General features: G+C 50.5%; 16 protein-coding genes and 4 tRNA genes. 16 read left to right on the top strand and 4 right to left on the bottom strand.

The window, feature by feature from the left end:
• Window positions 1–989 precede the first annotated feature (989 nt).
• The 13 genes from P2H89_RS19650 to P2H89_RS19590 all read left to right on the top strand — a co-directional run bounded on the left by P2H89_RS19650 (window position 990) and on the right by P2H89_RS19590 (window position 13,609).
• Window positions 990–2,240 (top strand): sialidase family protein, encoded by a 1,251-nt coding sequence (locus P2H89_RS19650; RefSeq protein ID WP_275830001.1) that lies wholly within the window; start codon window positions 990–992, stop codon window positions 2,238–2,240.
• 224 nt (window positions 2,241–2,464) lie between these two features.
• The gene (locus P2H89_RS19645) at window positions 2,465–3,094 is read left to right on the top strand and encodes a hypothetical protein (protein WP_275829999.1); all 630 of its coding nucleotides are present in this window, start codon (window positions 2,465–2,467) and stop codon (window positions 3,092–3,094) included.
• 171 nt (window positions 3,095–3,265) lie between these two features.
• Window positions 3,266–4,216 carry a hypothetical protein gene (locus P2H89_RS19640; RefSeq protein ID WP_275829997.1) on the top strand — a complete coding sequence of 317 codons (951 nt, stop codon included), beginning with the start codon at window positions 3,266–3,268 and terminating at the stop codon, window positions 4,214–4,216.
• A 212-nt stretch (window positions 4,217–4,428) separates the two neighbouring features.
• Window positions 4,429–5,439: a GntR family transcriptional regulator gene (locus P2H89_RS19635; protein ID WP_275829995.1), complete on the top strand. Its 1,011-nt coding sequence runs from the start codon at window positions 4,429–4,431 to the stop codon at window positions 5,437–5,439.
• Between the two features lie 586 nt (window positions 5,440–6,025).
• Window positions 6,026–6,097, top strand: a tRNA-Ile gene (locus tag P2H89_RS19630).
• 6 nt (window positions 6,098–6,103) lie between these two features.
• Window positions 6,104–6,176: transfer RNA gene (locus P2H89_RS19625), tRNA-Lys, on the top strand.
• A 9-nt stretch (window positions 6,177–6,185) separates the two neighbouring features.
• Window positions 6,186–6,258, top strand: a tRNA-Arg gene (locus P2H89_RS19620).
• Window positions 6,259–6,362: 104 nt separating this feature from the next.
• Window positions 6,363–7,100, top strand: a complete 738-nt coding sequence (locus P2H89_RS19615) for a hypothetical protein (protein ID WP_275829993.1) — start codon at window positions 6,363–6,365, stop codon at window positions 7,098–7,100.
• A 12-nt stretch (window positions 7,101–7,112) separates the two neighbouring features.
• Window positions 7,113–7,589, top strand: coding sequence for a ribonuclease H-like YkuK family protein (locus tag P2H89_RS19610; protein WP_275829990.1), 477 nt, complete (start codon window positions 7,113–7,115; stop codon window positions 7,587–7,589).
• A gap of 345 nt (window positions 7,590–7,934) precedes the next feature.
• A tRNA-OTHER gene (locus P2H89_RS19605) sits at window positions 7,935–7,998 on the top strand.
• 402 nt (window positions 7,999–8,400) lie between these two features.
• Complete coding sequence (locus P2H89_RS19600) at window positions 8,401–9,501, top strand: slipin family protein (RefSeq protein ID WP_275829989.1); 1,101 nt, start codon at window positions 8,401–8,403, stop codon at window positions 9,499–9,501.
• A 246-nt stretch (window positions 9,502–9,747) separates the two neighbouring features.
• Window positions 9,748–11,343, top strand: coding sequence for a leucine-rich repeat domain-containing protein (locus P2H89_RS19595; protein ID WP_275829987.1), 1,596 nt, complete (start codon window positions 9,748–9,750; stop codon window positions 11,341–11,343).
• 400 nt (window positions 11,344–11,743) lie between these two features.
• Window positions 11,744–13,609 carry a GEVED domain-containing protein gene (locus P2H89_RS19590; RefSeq protein WP_275829985.1) on the top strand — a complete coding sequence of 622 codons (1,866 nt, stop codon included), beginning with the start codon at window positions 11,744–11,746 and terminating at the stop codon, window positions 13,607–13,609.
• A gap of 83 nt (window positions 13,610–13,692) precedes the next feature.
• Here P2H89_RS19590 and P2H89_RS19585 read toward each other — a convergent pair whose 3' ends face one another.
• Genes P2H89_RS19585 through P2H89_RS19575 form a run of 3 tightly spaced genes read right to left on the bottom strand, consistent with a single transcriptional unit; the run spans window position 13,693 to window position 15,679 of the window.
• Window positions 13,693–14,550 carry an alpha/beta hydrolase gene (locus P2H89_RS19585; RefSeq protein ID WP_275829974.1) on the bottom strand — a complete coding sequence of 286 codons (858 nt, stop codon included), beginning with the start codon at window positions 14,548–14,550 and terminating at the stop codon, window positions 13,693–13,695.
• Between the two features lie 10 nt (window positions 14,551–14,560).
• Window positions 14,561–15,214: an NAD(P)-dependent oxidoreductase gene (locus P2H89_RS19580; RefSeq protein WP_275829973.1), complete on the bottom strand. Its 654-nt coding sequence runs from the start codon at window positions 15,212–15,214 to the stop codon at window positions 14,561–14,563.
• A 54-nt stretch (window positions 15,215–15,268) separates the two neighbouring features.
• A complete protein-coding gene (locus tag P2H89_RS19575) occupies window positions 15,269–15,679 on the bottom strand; it encodes an Rrf2 family transcriptional regulator (RefSeq protein WP_275829972.1) in 411 nt (136 codons plus the stop codon).
• A gap of 255 nt (window positions 15,680–15,934) precedes the next feature.
• Here P2H89_RS19575 and P2H89_RS19570 point away from each other — a divergent pair, with 255 nt between their 5' ends.
• Together P2H89_RS19570 and P2H89_RS19565 are read left to right on the top strand one after the other, a co-directional pair.
• The gene (locus P2H89_RS19570) at window positions 15,935–19,474 is read left to right on the top strand and encodes a T9SS type A sorting domain-containing protein (RefSeq protein WP_275829970.1); all 3,540 of its coding nucleotides are present in this window, start codon (window positions 15,935–15,937) and stop codon (window positions 19,472–19,474) included.
• 87 nt (window positions 19,475–19,561) lie between these two features.
• A complete protein-coding gene (locus P2H89_RS19565) occupies window positions 19,562–19,999 on the top strand; it encodes a PepSY-like domain-containing protein (RefSeq protein ID WP_275829968.1) in 438 nt (145 codons plus the stop codon).
• 51 nt (window positions 20,000–20,050) lie between these two features.
• On the opposite strand, the gene P2H89_RS19560 is transcribed toward P2H89_RS19565, so the two are convergent.
• Complete coding sequence (locus P2H89_RS19560) at window positions 20,051–20,680, bottom strand: hypothetical protein (protein ID WP_275829966.1); 630 nt, start codon at window positions 20,678–20,680, stop codon at window positions 20,051–20,053.
• Between the two features lie 227 nt (window positions 20,681–20,907).
• Here P2H89_RS19560 and P2H89_RS19555 point away from each other — a divergent pair, with 227 nt between their 5' ends.
• Window positions 20,908–21,642: a DUF2092 domain-containing protein gene (locus P2H89_RS19555; RefSeq protein ID WP_275829964.1), complete on the top strand. Its 735-nt coding sequence runs from the start codon at window positions 20,908–20,910 to the stop codon at window positions 21,640–21,642.
• The last annotated feature ends 11 nt before the right edge of the window (window positions 21,643–21,653 follow it).

Genomic DNA, 21,653 nt, shown 5'->3' with positions numbered 1-21,653 from the left:
ACCGTGATCTTCAAACTGCTGTCATAAATCGAATCCCGGCCTTCTTTCTTTAGATTCATACTTGGGTAAATTTAAGTTACAGACTTACTACCCAAAACTGTAAAGCGATTTCAGGACGTGACACTGCTGATCGTCCGGATCTGGCTTTACAGCAGACCTCCATCGTACTGAAATAGCTTTACACCTTCCTTATTCGTCCGGATCCAGCTTTACAAGCTGCTGATCGTCCGGATCTGGCTTTACACCAGACCTCCATCGTACTGAAATAGCTTTACACCTCCCGTATTCGTCCGGATTCAGCTTTACAAGCTGCTGATCGTCCGGATCTGGCTTTACACCAGACCCCATCGTACTAAAATAGCTTTACACCCTACCGAGGTCTTGCTGAAATAACTTTACACCCAACCTCCATCGTACTGGAATAGCTTTAAACCTACAGGCCTGCATCCGGGTCTGGCTTTACATCTGCCCTCGTTTAAGTTGCCCCTGCTTTCGCTCCGCTGCCGCGACTGTATGCCCCACCAGGCTTCATTATCTCCCCAACAGACCACGCTCACCATCATACCAGAAAAACCTCCACAAAGCTAAAGTTCGCCTCCTAATGCGCCCCTAATCCCCTTTCAACACCGTATTCATACCTCCCTCCGGTACACCAATGGCCCAAAAGGCTAGCGGCATGGTCACCAAACCGACGTGATTCTTTCGAGGTATTGTCTGGGAATGGCCTAAGGGTGGTCTGGGACTGGCCTTAGGCACTAAGAGTTCTGTAGGAGTTCTGTAGAGGTAGCGTACCACTCCCAGAGAGGTATGCCGCCATTCGACTAGCAATTGGCTACCACCCTGCCGCCTGGGGCCGCCGACCCGGTCAGCTGCCACCCTCCCCTATGTCCCAGCCCTCTTTATCAAATCCTTTTTGCTTTTTTCCGGAGAATCCGTAATTTGATTATGTATTACATAACCACATAAAATCACCCAAAACGAACTTGTCTATGAAAAGAACTCCCTTCTTTGCGGGTCGGCCATTGGTTGTACTCGCCTGTAGTATCCTCATTATCAACGCTTCTTGTAAACGAAACAACCTTACCGAGCCCGCGACCAAGGCCAGCGACGCCGAACTGGGCACCGATGCAGCGGCAGCCGCTGCCAGTCCTTACCACAACACCACGGTACTTTTTAACGGTGGGTCGGAGGGTTACCACTCGTACCGGATCCCTTCTATCGTACGCTCCAACGCCGGCACGCTGATCGCCTTCGCCGAAGGCCGTATGGCCGACAACAAAGACTACGGCAACATCAACCTGGTATACAAGCGCTCTACCGACAATGGCACCACCTGGAGCGCCTTGCTGGAAGTTGTGGGCGTGGGTCCGGGTACCTGGGGCAACCCAACGGCGGTGGTTGACCGCAACACCGGCCGCATCTGGCTGTGGATGTCGTGGAATTCCGGCACGACCAACCAGGGTGGCACCGATGGCTACGACCCCATCGATACCTGGGGCGAGCGCAAGGTGTATGTTTCCTGGAGCGACAACGATGGCGTAAGCTGGGCCACGCCCGTCGATAAGACCAGCAGCCTCCTGCCACCCGGCTTTACCTGGGATGCGATAGGCCCCGGTGTGGGCCTGCAGACGACCGAATCGCATCCGGGCCGCCTCATCATCCCTGCCAGTCGCCGCAATATCTACAGCGACGACCATGGCGCCACCTGGCAATACCAAATGGTGCCCGATGGCAGTGGCGAACCAACTATCATTGAACTGATGGATGGCCGGTTGATGCGCAATGATCGTCCCGGCTCTGCACAATTCGAAACGGCCAAAAGAAGGTGGATCACTACCGGTACCATCGAAGGCGGCTGGAGTGCTTTTGCCCCACACAATACCCTGCTCGATCCCAAGTGCGAAGGATCGGTGTTGCGGTATACGGGCGAACCCAGCCGGCTCTTCTTCCTCAATCCCGGCAGCACGGAAAGGCGTTGCAAGATGCGCATCCGCGTGAGTTATGACGAAGGTGTTACCTGGCCCATCAGCCGGCGCACGCACGACTGGCTCACCGACGATGAAACCTGCGACCAGGGCAAGGGCGGCTATTCGAGCATGACGAAAACGGCCGACTATGCAGTAGGCGCGCTGATCGAGATCAATGAAGATGTGCCGGCGAGCAGCAGCAGTCACCGGTCGATCGAGTTTCATAAGTTCAACCTGCCGTGGATACTGAACGGGGCTACGGAGCCACTGTAGCGCGCGGAGAACAGAAGAACCCGGACGATGCAGTCACCGAATCGCGGTAACAAATTGAACCAATGAAAACAGGGCGGGGTAAGCAGGGCACACGAGCACCACGCATCCCCCGCCCTTTCTTCACGCTTTTTTAACAGATCGGCTGCCCCGATCTGCACAATAACTCCCATCTTGCCGGTATGAGGATCGCGTATTAATTTCGTGGTTCATCCAAAATCCGGATTATGCGTATTATACTACCAATACTTCTCCTTTGCAGCACGTTTTGCCTGGCGCAGGATTATGAGTTTCGGGATTTCCGCAATAAGAAAGACAATTTCGTTAAGATAAGTCAGAAGGATGTACGGGCCGATGTGAGCAGCTTCACCATGGCCGGCATCGATGAAAGCATCAGCAAACTGCCGCTTAAAAACGTTCCGGTAAAATCCTACGGCTCCGATTACATGACGTTCGACAACGGACAGATCAAAGTACATATCAAGACCGGTGTTTTCGATCCCTCCAAACACAAGATCATGCTCGAAGAGAAGCATGTGGTGAAGATCGATGGCAAACCCTATTATGGCAATTACGGTGAAATGCCGCGCCTCACCATAGAAGATATTACCGTTACCATCGGGAAGGATACGGTGGCTATTCCCCGTACAGCCTACTTTGACCTGTATGAGCCCAGCTTTTTCTATGCCGACAAAGACGGCGGCTCAAAGACTCGCAACGGCGTTTTCCTTTCCAACGACGGCAACACCATCTACATCTACATGCTCAACACTTCTTTCAAGGGCAATGAATACACCTGGGTGATCCAGAATAAACAATACCTGCGCCGCGTGGTGGATTTCGATGTACTGAAATAGTTATCAGCCTGTGGTCTGCATTCTGCAAAGGCCGGGGCTGCCGATGCGGTATGCTGTAAGGGGCTTCCTGCACGGGCCAGCCTACGCTGTACGCTGTAAAGGGCTTTTTACCCGGCTGCTCCCCCCATTTGAGTTATTCGCCAAACTCAAACTTCGACGCACCTTCGTAGTATGCTGAAACCTTTTGCGCAACGATTGGGCACAGCAGTGGGCTTTATCGGCCAGCTGGTGATGACTATTCTTGTCGGCTGGCTGGCCTGGTTTTGCTATGGTCAGTATACGGAAGAACATCGCTATGGGCAGATCAGCACCGAAGGTCAGCGGCTCACTGTTCGCATCGACCAGGTAGACCGCAACAGTCAGCGCTGGATGGATCAACTCACCAACGCCGCATACATCACCTTCACACATGGCCACAAACCTTACCAGCTCCGTTACAAACAGGATAGCGGCTGGCTCAGTAGCGGCGACCGCATCGAGTTGTTCTACCATGCCGGTCTCGATGAATTCAGGCAACCGCGGTCGCATGCTTTCTTCCGGAACAATCCCAACCATTCGCGCCTGATCGGGTTTACGATCGTCAACCAGTGGAACGATGAACGAAAATGGCTGATGGCCACCCTGCTGCTGGGCTGCATTTGCGTGATGCTGGCTTGCGCTGTACTGGCCACACTTACGGGTATGCGGGCGCTCCGCTCACTCGGCAGTTTTGTGTTCATTGGCATGTTGCTGACCGGCGTGACTTACTTCACCTACAACACTTACCGCTATTACCAATACCACAACGAACTGCAACAAGGCGGGCACGAAGAAACCGTGCAGGTACTGACCACCAGCCGCCGGGCTGTTTCGAAACGCAGTTCCTGGTTCTATACCTACGAGGCCACGGTGGTACAGGAAAAGCAGGAAAGACTGATCCCGATCGACGAGGCCGAATACCACAAACTCAAACCCGGCGATCCTCTGCAGGTATTTTACAACCCGAAGCTCAACGATATGATGTCGGTCAACCATACGCCCGACAATACCAACCTGATCGCCACCCTGTTTGCCTGGGTGCTGCTTATCTTCTTCTCCTGGCAGCAATGGAACAAATGGCGGAAAGGAACAGCCCGCCCATAAGACATTCCATCACTGTACCAGTGCTGACGGTAGTACAGCCAGCGCAAACGTTTGCCCGCCGATACAGTCTACCCAATCACCGGGTGTCTCCGATGATCTGCTGTCTTTTTTACATTAATACGCATAGGAGTTTTATATTTATGTTTCCGTCTTAGCACTGACCCCTGTCGCTGCTACCGGGATAAGCAACCTGACCCTCATAAAAATTCGCCATGAAGCCGCTCAGTATTAACGTAAGCCATATACCCAGTAAGATCAAGCAGATCGTTCATTCCGTATCCATGGCCATCGATAACGGCGGACTGAAGCCCCACAGCAAGCTGCCGAGCATCAACGATTTCAGCAAAACCTATCATTATGGCCGTGACACGGTCGAGAAAGCCTACCGCGAACTGATCGAGGAAGGCTATATCTATGCCGTGCCTGCCAAGGGGTATTATGTGGTGGGTAAAAAAGACAAGAAGATCAAAGTGCTGCTCATCTTCAACAAGCTGAGCTCTTACAAAAAGATCATCTACTATAGCTTCATCGACACCCTGCAGGAAAGGGCGGTGGTGGACCTGCAGGTGCACCATTACGATATCCGGCGGCTGGAAGAGATACTGGAAGCCAATACCGGCAAGTATCATTACTACGTGATCATGCCGCATTTTTTTCACAAGACCAGCAAGAAGGCATATCTGAAAGTTTTGAAATCCATCCCCACTTCGCAGCTGCTGATCATGGACAAGCATGTTCCGGAACTGGGTAAGCACCATATGACGGTGTACCAGGATTTCAAACAGGATATCCGCGACGTACTGGAATCATCGGAGAAACTGCTGAAGAAATATACCCGCCTCACGATCGTGTTCCCGATGCAGAGCAATCACCCGCGTGATATTGTAGAAGGTTGTTCGGAGTATTGCCTGAAGCACCGGAAACAGTTTGATGTTGTATCGAGCCTGGACCGCGAAGAACCACAGGCAGGTACGGTATACATCGTTACAGCAGAATCGGACCTGGCTCAACTGATCAAAAAAGCACGGGAAGCCGGCTTGCAACCCGGCAAAAACATTGGCATCATTTCCTTCAATGAAACGGTGCTGAAGGAGTTGCTGGAGATCACGGTGATCACTACCGATTTTGAGGGAATGGGAAAGACGGCCGCACAGATGCTATTGAACAAAGAAGTGAAGCAGGTAAAAAATCCATTCCGGATGATCGTTAGAAAGTCGCTGTAACCAGCCACCAGACTGCATTACAGACACCTTTTCGCATGCACTAATTTGCATGACGTAAAAAAATATTCAAAAAAACAACACAGAAAATTTGGCAACAACGGAAAATTATTTCCATCTTTGCACAGCAAAACAAAATAATAAACAGCAGATGAAACAACTTCCCTTAACATACGCAATCAGAAACGGCTTCGGTCGCGTGAGCGAAGATTCCGTATGCGGGGCGGGTTATACTGCTGAATGAGTTGAAACAACGAATTCGATATAACACAGGCCCCGCAAGAGATTGCGGGGCTTTTTTTTATAACTAAAATTTTCAAATGAACCTATTACCGGCAGGTCATACGAGGATTACCGTGATGCGGGCAGGCAAACAATGCCCCGGCTGGGATACGTGTGCGTATAGTCGTAAAGGTATGATGTTCATTCTCAATGGGGAAAGTATAGCCAAACGACCGTGTTGTGTGCAACCCTGTACTGTGTGAAAGCAGTAGCAGGCAGCAGCAGCCCGGTCGGACCAACGACCGGGCTTTTTTATTTGGGACATAGTTCAAATAGCAGCCACCCGTGAGACCGGTGGTTGCACCACGATGACTTAGCTCAATGGTAGAGCGGTACTCTGATACGGTACAGGTTGACAGTTCGAGTCTGTCAGTCATCACATTTTCGGCTTGTAGCTCAATGGGCAGAGTATCCGGCTTTTAACCGGAGGGTTGTGAGTTCGAGTCTCACCGGGCCGACTAAAACATTGCTCTGTAGTTCAACGGAGAGAACATCCGGTTTCTACCGGGCCGGTTGTGGGTTCGAATCCCGCCGGGGTAACTAAATAAAACGATTAACATGAAAAGGAATTCAAAGTTCATAATGACAGGAACGGTATGCGCGGGTAATTACCGCGTGCTTCGATCAGGAACAAACGAATCATTATGGACAGAAAACTTATTGAGGAATATGGGGAGGATATCCTCTCCTACCGGCTTCGCAGTGCCCGCCAAAAGAAAAGAGCGCAGCGCGAAGATTTCGATAAAAAGTTGTTGAGGCTGGATAGGGAATCCGACGCCCTGGATGACCTGCTTGCTAACCTCGGCTGGGAACCATTGGTGCCGCCAGTACAAAAGGGATGGGCAAGATTCTTCGTAATGCGTGAAGATGTTGCCAGAAGCAAGCATGCAGAATTTTATGATGGCATTCTAAAGAAGATCAACACACATGACTGGAGCCACAGAAAGGATTTCATGATACGCAAGCGCCGCTATGGGTCGAACAAGTTTATCGTGAAGCCACAAAACCTATTGAGTCCAACGTCCTGGCATTTTGAAAAGCTACACTTTTCGGAGGCAGAAAGAAGGCAGTTTCATGAGGTCTATATGTACGACAGTCAGGGCCGCCTTACTCAACGTTTTGTTTTCAACGAACCCTGGCGTTTTGCACTGCGGGTACGACCGAATATGGTCACGAAGGTCAAGAAGCGTGATGAAGTGATCGAGGCCAGATTAGCAGAGATATGCGACTACCTGGAGTGGAACGCGCACCGGGGAAGACTCACAAAACTGCTGGAAGGTAGCTGTGGGAACAAATTCTGGCGGTATTCCACCAGGATAAAAGATAAAGGAATTAAGAACAAATCATTGACCCAGATAATGGATATGATCAGAGAAACCTAAAACACAAATACAATGGAACAGCAATGGCAGCGGCTGGATGGTTCTGCCATCCGTCGGCCGATCGAAGACGAGATCCGGTCGGTATTGGCCAGAGAAAAAGCAAACGGGCACGATCTTAAAGTGTGCATCGGAACCGATAGCCAGGTAAGGGCCGGTAATACCGCCTTCGCCACGGTGATCGTTTTCCTCCGTAAAGGTAAAGGAGGTTTTATGTATGTACTGAGCGACAACTCACGTCAACGCATGAGTTTGAAAGAACGGATGCTGACCGAGGTGGGCAAAAGTATAGAAGTAGCCTACGGCCTCTGCGGCTTGTTTACTACTTACGATGTAGACATGGAAGTGCATGCGGATATCAACACCAACCCGCAATTCCAGAGTAACCATGCTTTAAAAGATGCGATGGGTTACATCATGGGGATGGGGTTTGCCTTCAAAGCCAAGCCTTATGCTTTTGCAAGTTCCTGTTGCGCCGATAAGGCCATTTAGAAACACCAGTACAACAAACGATGAATGGAAGCGGGCGCCCGGCAGCGGACGATCAAAACCCCGACCTGGCAAAAACAACGATCGACCGCCCGTTGGCGAGAACGGCCAGGCGCTCAACAGCGCCACCGATTCAAACAGACAACCGAAGCGCCCGCCCCATTCATTTCGTATAAAAGCTTGCTTCACGGCAAGACGGATATTGTGACCAAAGCCCGCAACCCAGGCAGGTGTCTTCAAAGCACCGCAGTGCAGCCGTCGTAACGCGCTGTATGCTGTTGCAGCCAGGTACAGTATCCGCCAATCGATCGTAGGTCAGGGGTTCGATTCCCCTACCCGACTAATAACCGGGATAGCTCAGCGGTTAGAGCGACGATTTGTGCGTTGGTTCGACTCCAACCAGTCCCACCCAAAGTCAGGGATTGTAGTTCAGCGGTAGAACACTACACTCAGGATGTAGCGAAACAAGAAGTACGCCGCTTCTCAAATGGCGATCTACTTAAAGCCAGTACCATTTGCCGGCGGCCTATCCCGATGCACCTTCACCGGTGCTCGTTGACGGGAAGCAATCCGGCCAGTGCCTGCAGGTATCGTGCATGCCTGCAACGGGAATCCTTATGCTGTTAAGTCAGCAGGGCCATTGTTCATGCCGAATGGCCATGCACTGCAACGCAGCGCATTTCGAACCAGCCCTTGCAGCTTACAGCAGCTGTTTTCCCCGAGCAGAACCCTTCCGATGCTTCCGCTATGGCCAGGTGGCAAATGGTATTGACTTTAACATTAAAACCTTAAAACAACGATAAAAACAATCAACATGAAACAAGTAAGGGTAAATACCTGGCAAGTGGGTCTCGTGTTCAAGCGCGGTGTTTACCAGCATATGCTGCGTGAAGGCAACTACTGGTTCTGGAATAACCCGGCCGTCAACATCTACGATGTTACCCGCCCATTCAACCCACCGGTAGAACTGAACATCCTGCTGGAAGATAAAGATCTCGCAGAAGCCCTGCACATCGTAGAGGCCGGCGACCATGAACTGGTGCTGCACTACGAGAATGGTTTACTGAAAGAAGTACTGACCACCGGCCGTTACGCTTTCTGGAAAAGTGTGGTACCGCACCATTTCGTGCGGCTCGACATCAGCAAGGTGGAGATCACCGAAGGTCTTAGCCGTGCCACCCTGCAACACAAACTAGTGATGCCCTATGTGCGCCCCTACACCGTAGAGCACCACGAAAAAGTGGCGCTCTTCATAGATGGTAAATATGTGAAATTGCTGGATACCGGTACCCATTACTGGTTCCGTAACAATATCGCCGTCAACTTCGGCAAGGTCGATACCCGCCAGCAACAACTGGAGATCAACGGTCAGGAAATCCTGACCCGTGATAAGGCCGCCCTGCGTATCAACGCCTGGGCCCAATACCGGGTTGTCGATATCGAAAAGGCTTTGCTGCTGAACAAGGAATACGACAAGCAATTGTACATCTCCTTTCAACTCGCTTTGCGCGAATACATCAGCACCCTGCCGTTCGATGAATTGCTGGAGAAGAAAGACAATATCGCTCCCTTCATCCTGCAGCATGTGAAAGCCAGCGCTGCCGACCTGGGTGTGGAAGTAGCCGGTTTTGGCATCCGCGACATCATCCTGCCCGGTGATGTGAAGGAGATCATGAACCAGGTGCTCATCGCCGAGAAGAAAGCCCAGGCCAATACCATCATGCGCCGGGAAGAGACCGCCAGCACCCGCAGCCTGTTGAACACCGCCAAGCTGATGGAAGACAACGCCATGCTATGGAAGCTGAAGGAAATGGAATACGTGGAAAAGATCGCCGATAAGATCAGCAACATCAGCCTAAATGGCAATGGTGTATTGATCGAACAATTGAAACAGATCTTCGTGCCTCCAAAATAAGGGATCAGCAACTCCCGGCATGATCGACTAAAAGGGCCTCCTGCTTTGGGGGCCCTTTTTTGATGTCCATGCAAGACGCCATTCCCTCAATCTTCAAACAGCCAATACGTGACTTAAGCAGTCCATTTTGACATTCCGGCCAAAAACACTTAATAGTGAATCCGGCGGGAATTATCTTTCAAATGAGCCTTAAAGACCGGCAAAAAAATAACCCATATCCAATAGACAAATATTTTCCCCTACCCCATGACACGCAACTTTTTATTACAAGCCGCCAAAGAAAAGTCATTCAGCATTACCACAGCAGGCAATCTCCTGATCACGGAGCAAATTGCCGATTTCGGAGAGCCAAAGGTCTCTAAAAAGGAACTAAAATCTGCAGACGCCTGCCTGCAGGAAGCAGAGAAACTGGCGCAAAAAAAACTGAGTGAGGGATTTGAAGAAATATTACTGCATTTCCCGGGTGTACCTGTTAGCACGCTAAAAGAAATCCTCGCTGCGCGCCAAGGGCTTACCGACAGCTTAGAGATTTGGCAAGCTGCAGAATCAGACGAGCTGGTAGAGTATGTGTGCAGTATAACAACGTTGAAGAAGCTTCGGTTTAACCGCATAAAAAACCTATCACAAAGCATTGGCAACTTACAGCTTCTCGAATCATTAACGATCAATGAAAGTCGGGGACTCTCAGTTATCCCGGAAACAATAGGGCAGCTTACCCAGCTTAGGTCTCTTGACATCGGATATACAGCCATTCAAGGATTACCTCCGTCAATAGGACTACTGAGCAATTTACGTTACCTATCCATTCATGGAAATCAGCATCTCGAATCAATGCCCGCTGAAACCGGTCAACTCAAGAACTTATGCTTTTTGACTATTTCGCACAACGGGCAAAATATCGAAGCGGCCACCCTGCATTTACCCGATCAACTTGGTGACCTGGAAAACCTGGAAAGGCTCGACCTCTCCTCCAACCAACTCTCCCGAATCCCTTCATGGATTGCCTCCTTAAGCAAGCTTGAATACCTGGAAATGCGCGAAAACAATCAAATTGATGCCATACCAGGTTTCATTAATGAATTGAAGAACTTGTATTTGCTTGACCTGGAAGCGTGTTCGATAAAGCATATTCCCAAAGAACTATGCAAACTTCCCGAGTTTAAGGTGCTCAACATTACAGAAAACAAAATAACCGATATACCTGAGAAGATAATTTCAAAAGGTTGGGAGGCCATAAAACCATTTTTGGAAGGCACCCTGACTGAAGCGGAATATTTAGCCACTCAAAAGCCGCCTAATCCAAACGAAACCCTTCTTCGTTACTACAGAACAGCTCACGATACAGGGGTACCTTTTCCATTGGCCGATTTCATTTCAAGCGGCCGGCTGGTCGAACACCCGCCGTTTACGTTTACCGACAAATCGAAGCATACCTATAAAGGAAGTTTTATTACAGACATGGGCTACCGCATGGAAGGCATGGTTGACCAATCCATCCGGTTGGCTGTGAGCGAGCAAACAGGTAACACTGAGCCCATAGGCTTTGCAGATGTTAAACCAATAGGAGGCACCGACGAGTTTCAGTATCAACTGATCGTATTTCCACGGCATCATATAAATTCGCTACAAGCCGAAGACCCCTGCCCTGTTTACCTGGTAAAATATACCGGGCATCCCGAGAACGACGAGTTCTATGACGATGACGATGAGGACAACCTTGAAGAAGACGAGCAATCCGACGGTAAAGCAGAAGGATCCGACCAGGAAGGATCATTCAAGTGCGAGACAGAACTGATAGCAGACAGTTTCGAGGCATTTTTATCAGCTATTACCAAAGGTTAAGATCCGGAAGGCAATACCATCAAGATAATACAAGTAAAGGCAGTCTCATTTATTGAGGCTGCCTTTACAGTTATATATTGTCCGCCGGTTAAACGAATCTTTCAATAATCCGCTTACTTAGTTTGCTAAGCCAGTTGCTGCAGAAACGGTTTGATCAGCGCAGCAATCTCTTCGTGGTATTCTTCCAATGCAAAGTGTCCGCTGCAAAATAAGGGATCAGCAACTCCCGGCATGATAGACCAGACCGCTGCATTGCAGCGGTCTTTTTCATTTCAATAACCCTGCTCTGCATACGCCAACCCTACAGGTATACCCTTAGGCTACCGACAACAAGTAGCTCGTTCTGGCGGGAAAACGGGCTGACTGGTGTCAACTATGGTTATCAATTAAACTCTTACTCATGAAACTACTACTACCTTTCGTCCTCCTGATTACGCTGGCATTGTGTGCTACACAGCACATCCTTGCACAAACGAATTACAGTTTCTCCATCAATGCCATCCTCAACAGCATGCCCAATGGCCTTCGCCTGCCCAACGGCACCATTGTCAAAGTCGACAAGATCACTACCGGAACCGGCGTGCACTCCGCCACCTCGGGCCAGCCGGGCCCACAAATGGGTGGCACTTTTACCGGCAACACGTTGCCGCAATATGTTGGCGATCATACACCCACGCAGTTCTCCGTGATCGAGACCACTTCTTCGGCGACCATTGATGGCGGTGTCAACAACAATTGTCAGAACAGTATCGGCTATCGCATTTACTTCGACCGGCCCACCATCAAAATAAGTTTCCTATCAGTAGATATCGATGGAACGAATACGAATCCGGGCAATGCCGAATGGGTGTCGTCTTTCGCTTACAATGGCACTACCCTGGTGCCCTACGACCAGATCAACAGTTCTTCGGGTATCGATGCCGTGGGCGCTACTACCATCAATACCTCTGCTGCCGGGCATAACTGGCGTACACTGATCACCAGTACACTGGGTGCCGCCGCTACGGCCAACTTCCCCAATAGTTATATCATTCAGCGGGCAGCTGGTGGCGGCTTTCCACCGGATGATGTTAGAGGCCAGGCGCTTTTTACGCCCACTGACCCCAACGCTGCCATCACGAGCTTTTTCCTGATGTGGGGACTTTGGCAGGTGCCGGCTGCCCCAACGACTCAAACCTCGGGACTAAGTCCGATCGTCGTGCGCGTAAGCCCCGACTTTGGCGACCTGCCCGACTCCTACGCTACCCTGCTGGCTTCAGGCGGCGCCTCGCATGGCGTGGTCGGCTCTTTAACGCTCGGCACCAATGAAAACACCAAACCCGATGGCACACCCAGTGCCCTTGCGAATACCGACCCCGACGATGATGGTATCGCTGTGGTGCCCATCATTCCCAACAACAGCAACCTATCACAAACCATACCCACCTATTCGCTGACCACTACCTTCAACAATACAACCGGACAGGCCGCTAACTTCGCGGCCTGGATCGACTGGAACAACAATGGCAACTTCGATGCAGGAGAAGGACAAACTGCCAGTTCGCCCGGAGGCACCACCAGCGGCACGATCACTTTTACCTGGAACAACGTTACGCTGAGCGGCATTGCGGGCACTACACATACTTACGCCCGCATCCGAACTTCTACGGAAGCTATTACCACCGCTCAATTTACCGGCGCACTCAAAGACGGGGAAGTAGAGGACTACCTCGTTCCTTTTACTGTAACGCTTCCCCTCCACCTGATCTCTTTCACAGGAAAGTTGGAAGGCACGCGTGCTCATTTAACATGGATTACCCAACAGGAAGAAAATATGGAAGGGTTTGAGGTGGAAAGGAGCTATAACGGCATTGACTACATCAAGGCGGGGTTTATTGGCGCCACCAACGCCGGGCATCATCAATATAATTTCGTCGACAACTACCCTTTGCAACCAACGGGCTATTACCGGCTCAAAATGCTGGACAAGGACGGCCGTTTCCAATACAGTACGGTTGTAATCCTGAAACCAGGCCGAGGGCAGCAATCAAGTCTGCAACTGTCGCCCAACCCCGTCAGCAACGTCTTAAACATTAGCATCCCGGTTGCCGAATCATTCACCTTTCATATCCTTGATATCAAAGGACAGGTATTGAGGACGCTGTCTTCAAACGGCAGCAATGCCCTGAGTATTGATGTCACCGGACTTAGTCAGGGCCAATATTACCTGAAAGCCACCAACAGGCAAGGTAAAACGCAAACGCTTCGATTTATGAAAAACCAATAAGCAGCCCGGCTGCAGGAAACCCGGTGAAATGCCGGGTGTGAATAGCGCTGCGACCCCGAAGAGAGTCGCAGCTATTCATATCGTTACGCCAGTTGCTGCAGAAAAGGTTTGATCAATGCAGCGATCTCTTCATGGTATTCTTCGAGTGCAAAGTGTCCGCTGTCGAACAAATGTAGCTGCGCATTGGGCAGGTCTTTCAAATAAGCCCGTGCGCCTGCTTCTGTGAAGAACACATCATTTTTTCCCCAGGTGAGCAAGGCAGGTGGTTGCTTATCTCTTAACCATTGCTGCCAGGCCGGATATAATGTGAGGTTATTGCGGTAATCGTAGAGCAGCGCCAATTGAATTTCCTTATTGCCGGGCCGGTCGAGGAAGTACTGGTCATACTGCCAGGCCTCGGGCGCTATCTTCTCCGGTTGGCCCACACCATTGAGGTATTGAAAACGGGTGCCTTCGACGGTAAGGACCTGCGCCATGACGTTTTCCGTTTCGGCATTCCGGTTGGCCCAGTAACGTTTTCCATCGTCGAGGGCGGGTCCGAGTCCGTCGAGGTAAGCATTGCCATTTTGAACAAGCAGGGCTTTGATCCATTGCGGCTTCCGCAGGGCTATGCGGTAACCTACGGGCGATCCATAGTCCTGCATGAATAACGCAAAGCTATCCCATTGAATCGCTTCGATAAACTTTTCGATGGTGACCGACAGGTTATCGAAGGTGTATTCGTATTCATTGAGTGCCGGCATATCGCTGTTGCCAAAGCCGGGATAATCGGGCGCTACGAGGTGAAAGTCCTGTTGCAGGTCGCGGATGAGATCGCGGTACATGTGCGATGAGGAAGGGAATCCATGCAGCAGGAGTATTTTCGGTTTGTCGCGCTGACCAGCTTCCCGGTAAAAGATATTGATGCCATCAATAGCTACTGTTTTGAATTGAACGCTCATGGTATAAGTTTTAATAAGCTGCTGTAAAACGTTTTTGTATGAATTGACCTTTCTCAAGTTCGTCAACGATGGCCACAGCCAGGTCTTCGACCGATATAATACTGCGGTGATGCTCATCGAATACCGGGTTGTCGAATCCGGTGCGGTAGGTGCCCTTGCGTACCCCGGAGGTGCCGGGATGCATTTCGATGGCAGGGCTTACGAAGGTCCAGTCGAGTTCTTTTTCCTCTTTGAGGTAGTTGAGATAATCACGCGCAGCACTAGCGCCCGGCTTGTATTCCGCAGGAAATTTGGGCGTATCGATCAGCTGCACGCCGGGCGCCACATAGAGACTGCCCGCACCACCTACTATAATATACCTTTTTATGCCTGCGTTTTTGGTGGCATGCTGTATAGCTTTTGAACCCTGGAGAAACTCTTCATAGATGTTGGGGTTTGTCCAACCGGAATTGTAAGCGCTCACCACGGCGTCATGTCCCTTTACCAATTCCGCCAATTCTCCTTCCTTCAGTACATCGCCCTGCTTTACCACGAGATTGGGATGGCTAACCGTAATATTTTCCGGTCGCCTTACGATGGCGGTTACCTGGTGGCCGCGCTGCAATAATTCCTGCAATAAATGCTTTCCAACGAATCCGGAGGCGCCGATCAATGCTGTCTTCATGTTTATTTCTTTTACAACTGTAACCATAAACATTACAGTTAAGGTGAAAAAAAATTATTTGAACTGTTTAGAGAATTCTGCCAGGGTCTTTTTCCCCAGCTTTCGGATAAGATCGCTCTCTACTTCTTCATATAAGGTATCGAGGTGTTTGTTGATCTGCCGGCCGATGCGGCAATCGGGATTGGGATCATTCTTAGCCTGCCCCAGAATGTACTCGGTGCGTACTGCTTCATAGATCTCTGACAACAGGATCTTATTGGCCGGCTTTGCAAGGGCACTGCCGCCGCTTTTGCCTTCCTTGCTTTCTATGAGACCATGATTGCGTAAGTTGCTCAACTCCTTGCGCACCAGCACCGGGTTGATGTTGATGCTGCCGGCGATCCATTCAGACGACCGCAACTCCTCTCCCATCTCGGCGAGCAGGGTCAATATATGGAGTGATATGGCGAACCGGCTATTATTCATACTGTAATACCCATTATTACAGTTACAAAGTAAGGCCATCCTTCTATATCCTCCAAGTTTTATTTGTGAAAGTTTTTAAAATGAGGACACCGACGGGGTTTTCTTGTTTCTCCGGGGTGGGGCTTTGATCGTCGGATCAGTTGCAAATCAATATGCTACGTACTACTACGTATTTCAGAATCTCAGCATTCCGGCGGATAAACGATCCCTGCCCCTGGAATTACTTTGCAGGCAATTCAACAAAACAAGCAGGTCATGAATCTCTCTTTCGCTTTCAAACTTTCACTGTTGCTTTCACTTTTCGTTGCCAGCAGTGTTGCTCTCTTTGCAACGGAACCCACTACATCTGCCAACACCCTATCGTTCACGGCTATCGACGGCGCTCAATTTACGCTGTCATTCAAAGCAGGGAATGGTACAGGAAGGATTGTAGTATTGAAGGCAGGCAGTGACGTGACCGGCAAACCGGTCGATGGGATCGTGTACAACGCCAATGCGAGTTTCGGCACTGCCGGCACTGGCTTCACAGCACCGGGAGAATTTGTTGTCGCTACCTCCACGTTAGCACAACCCTCTATCACCATCACCGGGTTAACACCCGGCACGGTGTATTATGTGGCCATTTTTGAATTCAACACGTCGGGTACCCCCAACCCGGACTACTCGATCGTAACCCCCACCGATCAATTGGTGAAAACAGTGGTAGCGCCTGTGACACAGGCTACCATTACCGGTTATACGGCGATCACCGGAAACTCCGTGAAGGTGAACTGGACCAATGGCAACGGCCATGGCCGGATCGTAGTAGCTAAAAAAGGTAACTCTTTAGCAGCGACACCTGAAGACCTTAAACTCTACAATTATAACACCCAGTTTGGCATCAGCAGCAGCGCAACCTATGTATTGGAACCCGAAACTTTTGTTGTTTACCGAATGCAGGGCGGTACAGCGGGCCAGGCCGGCAGCATGGATATCACCAACCTGGAACCTAATACGGCTTACACCTTTGCCATTTTTGAATACAATGGCTACAACACGCCCGTTTACCTGAAACCGGGTTCGGTTAATACGTTTACCACCCAGACAGGCCCCACCACAGCACCAGGCCCCATCACTTTTAACACGGTTGATGGCAACGCACTGGCCGGCTACTGGACGAAAGGAAACGGCTCCCGCAACCTGGTCGTTGTAAAAAAAGGCAGCCCGGTCACCTTCCGTCCTCAAAACGCTGTAACCTACACGGCCAACGCAGCCTTTGGCAATGCCGGCACGGAGACCTCGCCAGGATCGGGAGAATATATCGTCGGTAATAGTACGGCAGGGTCCGTTTCGGTTACAGGACTGGAGCCCGCTACCACCTATTATTTTGCTGCTTTTGGCTTTGACATGGACAGTAACGGTAACACATACTATTTAACGAGCAGTCTTTCGGAAAAGAGTCAACGCACGGCGCAGGCTCCCACCCAGAACAGCGTAGTGAGCATTATTGGTGTTACCGGCAACAGTGCTCAACTTGCCTGGGCTAACCCAGCCGGTACCGGCACGTATCGTTTGACGGTCATCAAGGAAGGCAGCCCGGTAGACTTCGTGCCGGAGGACCTGGTGAAGTACAACAGCGCTACGAATGTCTATGGGTCCGGCACGCAGGTGCTGCCGGGAAACTACCTGCTGTATGCGCAATCAAACGGTGGCGGCCCCGGTATTAGCGGCCTTACACCCGGCCGAACCTATTATGTATCCGTTTTTGAGATGAATGGCAGCAACGCCCCGGTGTACCGGGTACCCGGAGCTACCGTGATCATCAATATCCCCAATGAACCGACTGCACCATCAACCACTCCTTCTTATCCGAATGTAGAAGGCAATTCCATACGCTTCGACTGGACAAACGGCAATGGTTCAAGACGTATCGTCGTTGCCAAAAAGGCCTCGGCCATTTCTCAACTTCCGTTGGACGGCGCCACCTATACAGCTAACGCCCAGTTTGGACAAGGGGCCGAACTCGCAGCGGGTTCCGGGGCCTATGTTGTATTCGATGGCATCGGGAACAGCGTTACTGTGAACGGCCTCGACAAAGCGACTACCTATCACTTCGCCGTATTCGAATACAATACCGGCGGCACAGGCCCCGATTATCTTAGTGCGAGCGGCAAATGGCTGGCGAGTTCCCAAACAACGCTGGCGGCCCCCACGCTCCAAACAGGCGGTGTAACGGCTACCAACATTCAACCCAACCAGGCCACCATCGGTTTTACCCCTGGCAATGGTGGGTCAAGGCTATTTGTTATGCATGAGGCGTCGCCGGTTGATGTAACACCCCAGGATCTTCAAAGCTATACCTCTTCCAATGGCATCTTTAGCCTGACGCAACACCAGATCGGTACGGGTAATTGCGTGGTGGGCAAAGGAAACCTCAGCCCTTTTGTTGTCACCGGCCTTAAACCCGCTACAACTTATCACGTTGCTGTTTTTGAATGTAATGGCAATAGTGGCCCCGTTTATCTTACACCTGGCACTAGCTATAACTTCACGACCACTTCAGCGACGGCCGTAACCGCCCCTACACAAGCCGCCTCATTGCCGATCTTCGAACAGGTAGACGGCAACAAGCTGACTTTCAAATGGACGACCGGCAATGGAGAAGGGCGGATCGTGGTTGCCAGGAAGACCGATGCGGTACAATTTACACCCGATAACGGGGTGAGCTATGCCCCTGAATCATCCTTTGGAGCGGGAGCAGATCTGGGTAGCCAGCAATTCGTCGTGTATAAAGGCAATGGCAATTCCGTTACCCTTACCAATCTTGAACCTGCCACCAGCTATCATTTCGCAGTATATGAGTTCAACGGCACCGGCAATGATATTGTTTATTTGACCACTCCACTGTCCGCCGGCCATTCCACGGCAGTGGCACCGCTTTCGGGAAGCGGAGACCTGCTCCTAACACCAGGTAGCGGCTCAATTACTCTATCCTGGACAAAGGGAAGTGGAGACAGGCGTTTGGTGGTTGCCAAAGAAGGCAATCCGATAACCGGCACACCCGCCAACCTCAGTGCTTATACACCTAATGCCGCCTTCAAGAGTGGTTCACAGATCGCTGCGGGCGAATACGCCGTCTATGCCGGTAGCGGAAACACCCTTACGGTTACCGGACTGAGCGCCGGCAAAACTTATCACTTCAGTATTTTCGAATACAATGGGATCGACGCTCCTGTTTATAATACCCTGGCCATCGCACAGGGAACCTCTTCCTTCAGCAGTTTGCCGGTGAAATGGCTTCGCGTTGCCGCAGCCGAACAAAATGGCATGGTGGTCCTAACCTGGTCTACCGCGCAGGAGGAGAACACCGATCAATTTGCTATTGAAAGGAGCTCCGACGGTACGCATTTTCAGGCTATTGGATTTGAGAAAGCCGCCGGAAGCAGTCAGCAGGCACAGCATTATTCTTTTACAGATAGAACCAATGGCCATCAGAAAGTATATTACCGGATCAAGGAAATAGACCTCGATGGTGACTTCTCTTACTCTAAAACGATACAGATGACCCTGCAAAAAAAGGAAACGCTGCGCCTGTTGCAAAATCCGGTATCCGGTTTACTGCAACTTCAGCTAGCCGGGTTCAGCAGCGGGGTCACTTTAACCATTCATAGCGCAACCGGCAACATGCTATACAGGAGTATTATCAATACAGGAATTTTCAATTATCCGGCATCCCACCTGAAAGCGGGCATCTATTACATCACGGCCCAACCTGTCAATAACAAGCCGATCGTTATTCAATTTGTAAAGCAGTAAACCCGTTAAGCACGTTTTTTTTATCTTTGCAGCGGCCCCTGAACTATAGGCTGGATCTATTATTCATTACTGTACAAATTGAACATCATGAAAAAGCTATTATTTGTATTGGGTTTCAGCATCGCGGCTGTGGCAGCAAACGCCCAGAAAGTTGCCCAAACGGCGGTACCTGCGCCCGTGGTAAAGACCTTCGAACAACAATTCAAGAACCCGACCGACGTGGAGTGGGAAAAGAAGACGAACCACTATGAAGTGGAATTCGAGATCAACAAGATCAACCACAAAGCCCGGATCGACGCAACAGGCAAACTGCTTCGCCTCGATACCGATATCAAACATACCGAACTGCCAGAGGCGATCCAAAAGGCCATCAGCAGCCAATATGCCGGTTACAAGATCAAAGACCCCGAGAAGATCGATGAAGGTGGTAAGATCAGCTATTCGGTGGAACTGAAGAAAGAAAGCGGTGACAAGAAAGTACGTTTCAGCCCCGATGGCAAAGTGCTCAGCGACAAGGCCGACTAAGCGGTTCGCAAACAATAATATCCTGCGCCGGTTGTAAAGCAACCGGCGTTCTTATTTCTTATTGATCTTGGCTTTTTTGAGTTGGCTTGCCAGGGTTTTCATATAATCGTTGGTAAAATCATCCATCGATGACGGATTACTCACCGGCGACACTACAGATACCAGGATGCTTTCCGTTGCCGCATCGTATAGGTTACTCTGCACAATAAAACTTTTATCATCGGTGAAGTAGCCGGGCCTGGTTACTGTTGAATACATAAAATCATAGTAACCCGTTACATTTCCCATCCAGGAGAAAGTGGTGTTGCCGGGCGTGTATTGCACCAACTCTTCTTTCTTCACCAACACCGCTACGAAGACCGCGTCGCATCCGGTTTTCTTTACCTGAGCTACCACACTATCGATCGGCGGCTTCTCAGGTTTATCGAGTGAAGGCGGTATTACATCCACGCTTTTAACCACTTCAAAACCTTTCGATTCCAGGGCACCGGCCAACGCTTTCTCCATGCGCACCCGCACGGATACGTCGGCAGTGACTGCTACCACAAATATCTTTTTAAAATGTTGTGCCTGGAATTTGTCGCGGTTCACCCATACGCCTGTTGGCTCTTTGGATGACGCACAGCCTGCCAGCGAGATAATGATCGACAGTATGGCTAAACTATTGATGATCTTTTTCATGCAAGGGCCCTTTTGCAGGAAGACACTTTTGGCAGCTCCCTTACGCCATCTTTCAGCAAGAAGTCCAGCTGCCCGGCATAGCACTATTACCTCCCTCTGCCGATGATCGTTGTGTATCAATGACCAATGACCTGTTCTGTAAAAAACTGCCGGCCTGCTGGCGGCATACGTTGCGGGTTGGTGTCTTACCGGCGAACCCTGCGGGGAAACCAAGGGGATCGACGCCTATGAAGAGAATAATCATTTATTCGCTGGGGGTATTATTGTGCCTTCGTGCAGGAGCGCAAGCCAAACAACATGATTCGCTGGCCATCCTCATCGTTGACCGGATGTCGGATGTGATCGGCGAGCTGGAAAGCTGCAGCTTCAACGTATTCAGCAGTCGTGATGCGCTGGACACGCAGGGGTTAATGACCAAGCAATTCAACAATTATGATGTATACATGTCGGGCAACGACAAGATGCTCGTAAACCTGTATGGCCCGCACGGCCACCGGCAGCTTTGGTATCATGCAGGTAAGCTGGCCTACTACAGCCAGGATGAACATAACTACGGTCTGCTGGACGTGCCGGACCACACGATAGACATGATCGACAGCGTGAACAAATGGTACCAGGTGGAATTCCCGGCAGCCGATTTCTTCTACCCTACTTTTACCGACGACCTGCTGGCACTGGCCGATCAATTGCGTTTTCTGGGCATCGTTACCATCGATGGCAAAGAATACTTTCACATACTTGCCTCCAATAAAGATATGCGCATCCAGTTCTGGATCACGCACGATGCCTGGCACCTTCCGGCCAGGTATGCCATTACGTATACCTCGCAGCCGGGCCAGCCCCAATACGAAGCCACTTTCACCAACTGGCAAATAAATCCTCAACTGCCCGTTTCGATGTTCGATTTCCAGCCACCACCCGGTTCTGCCAAGATCAGGATAATGGCTACCCATGAACGCTAACGTTAAAACCA

It is taken from the genome of Paraflavitalea sp. CAU 1676, from assembly GCF_029223285.1.
Lineage (GTDB): Bacteria > Bacteroidota > Bacteroidia > Chitinophagales > Chitinophagaceae > Paraflavitalea.
The sequence above is the reverse complement of the archived record's forward strand: the minus strand, read 5'-3'. Positions and strand labels throughout refer to the sequence as shown.

Coding starts and splice junctions, on each gene's coding strand:
- P2H89_RS19650 (WP_275830001.1), top strand. CDS start 990: ATGAAAAGAACTCCCTTCTTTGCGGGTCGGCCATTGGTTGTACTCGCC.
- P2H89_RS19645 (WP_275829999.1), top strand. CDS start 2,465: ATGCGTATTATACTACCAATACTTCTCCTTTGCAGCACGTTTTGCCTG.
- P2H89_RS19640 (WP_275829997.1), top strand. CDS start 3,266: ATGCTGAAACCTTTTGCGCAACGATTGGGCACAGCAGTGGGCTTTATC.
- P2H89_RS19635 (WP_275829995.1), top strand. CDS start 4,429: ATGAAGCCGCTCAGTATTAACGTAAGCCATATACCCAGTAAGATCAAG.
- P2H89_RS19615 (WP_275829993.1), top strand. CDS start 6,363: ATGGACAGAAAACTTATTGAGGAATATGGGGAGGATATCCTCTCCTAC.
- P2H89_RS19610 (WP_275829990.1), top strand. CDS start 7,113: ATGGAACAGCAATGGCAGCGGCTGGATGGTTCTGCCATCCGTCGGCCG.
- P2H89_RS19600 (WP_275829989.1), top strand. CDS start 8,401: ATGAAACAAGTAAGGGTAAATACCTGGCAAGTGGGTCTCGTGTTCAAG.
- P2H89_RS19595 (WP_275829987.1), top strand. CDS start 9,748: ATGACACGCAACTTTTTATTACAAGCCGCCAAAGAAAAGTCATTCAGC.
- P2H89_RS19590 (WP_275829985.1), top strand. CDS start 11,744: ATGAAACTACTACTACCTTTCGTCCTCCTGATTACGCTGGCATTGTGT.
- P2H89_RS19585 (WP_275829974.1), bottom strand. CDS start 14,550: ATGAGCGTTCAATTCAAAACAGTAGCTATTGATGGCATCAATATCTTT.
- P2H89_RS19580 (WP_275829973.1), bottom strand. CDS start 15,214: ATGAAGACAGCATTGATCGGCGCCTCCGGATTCGTTGGAAAGCATTTA.
- P2H89_RS19575 (WP_275829972.1), bottom strand. CDS start 15,679: ATGAATAATAGCCGGTTCGCCATATCACTCCATATATTGACCCTGCTC.
- P2H89_RS19570 (WP_275829970.1), top strand. CDS start 15,935: ATGAATCTCTCTTTCGCTTTCAAACTTTCACTGTTGCTTTCACTTTTC.
- P2H89_RS19565 (WP_275829968.1), top strand. CDS start 19,562: ATGAAAAAGCTATTATTTGTATTGGGTTTCAGCATCGCGGCTGTGGCA.
- P2H89_RS19560 (WP_275829966.1), bottom strand. CDS start 20,680: ATGAAAAAGATCATCAATAGTTTAGCCATACTGTCGATCATTATCTCG.
- P2H89_RS19555 (WP_275829964.1), top strand. CDS start 20,908: ATGAAGAGAATAATCATTTATTCGCTGGGGGTATTATTGTGCCTTCGT.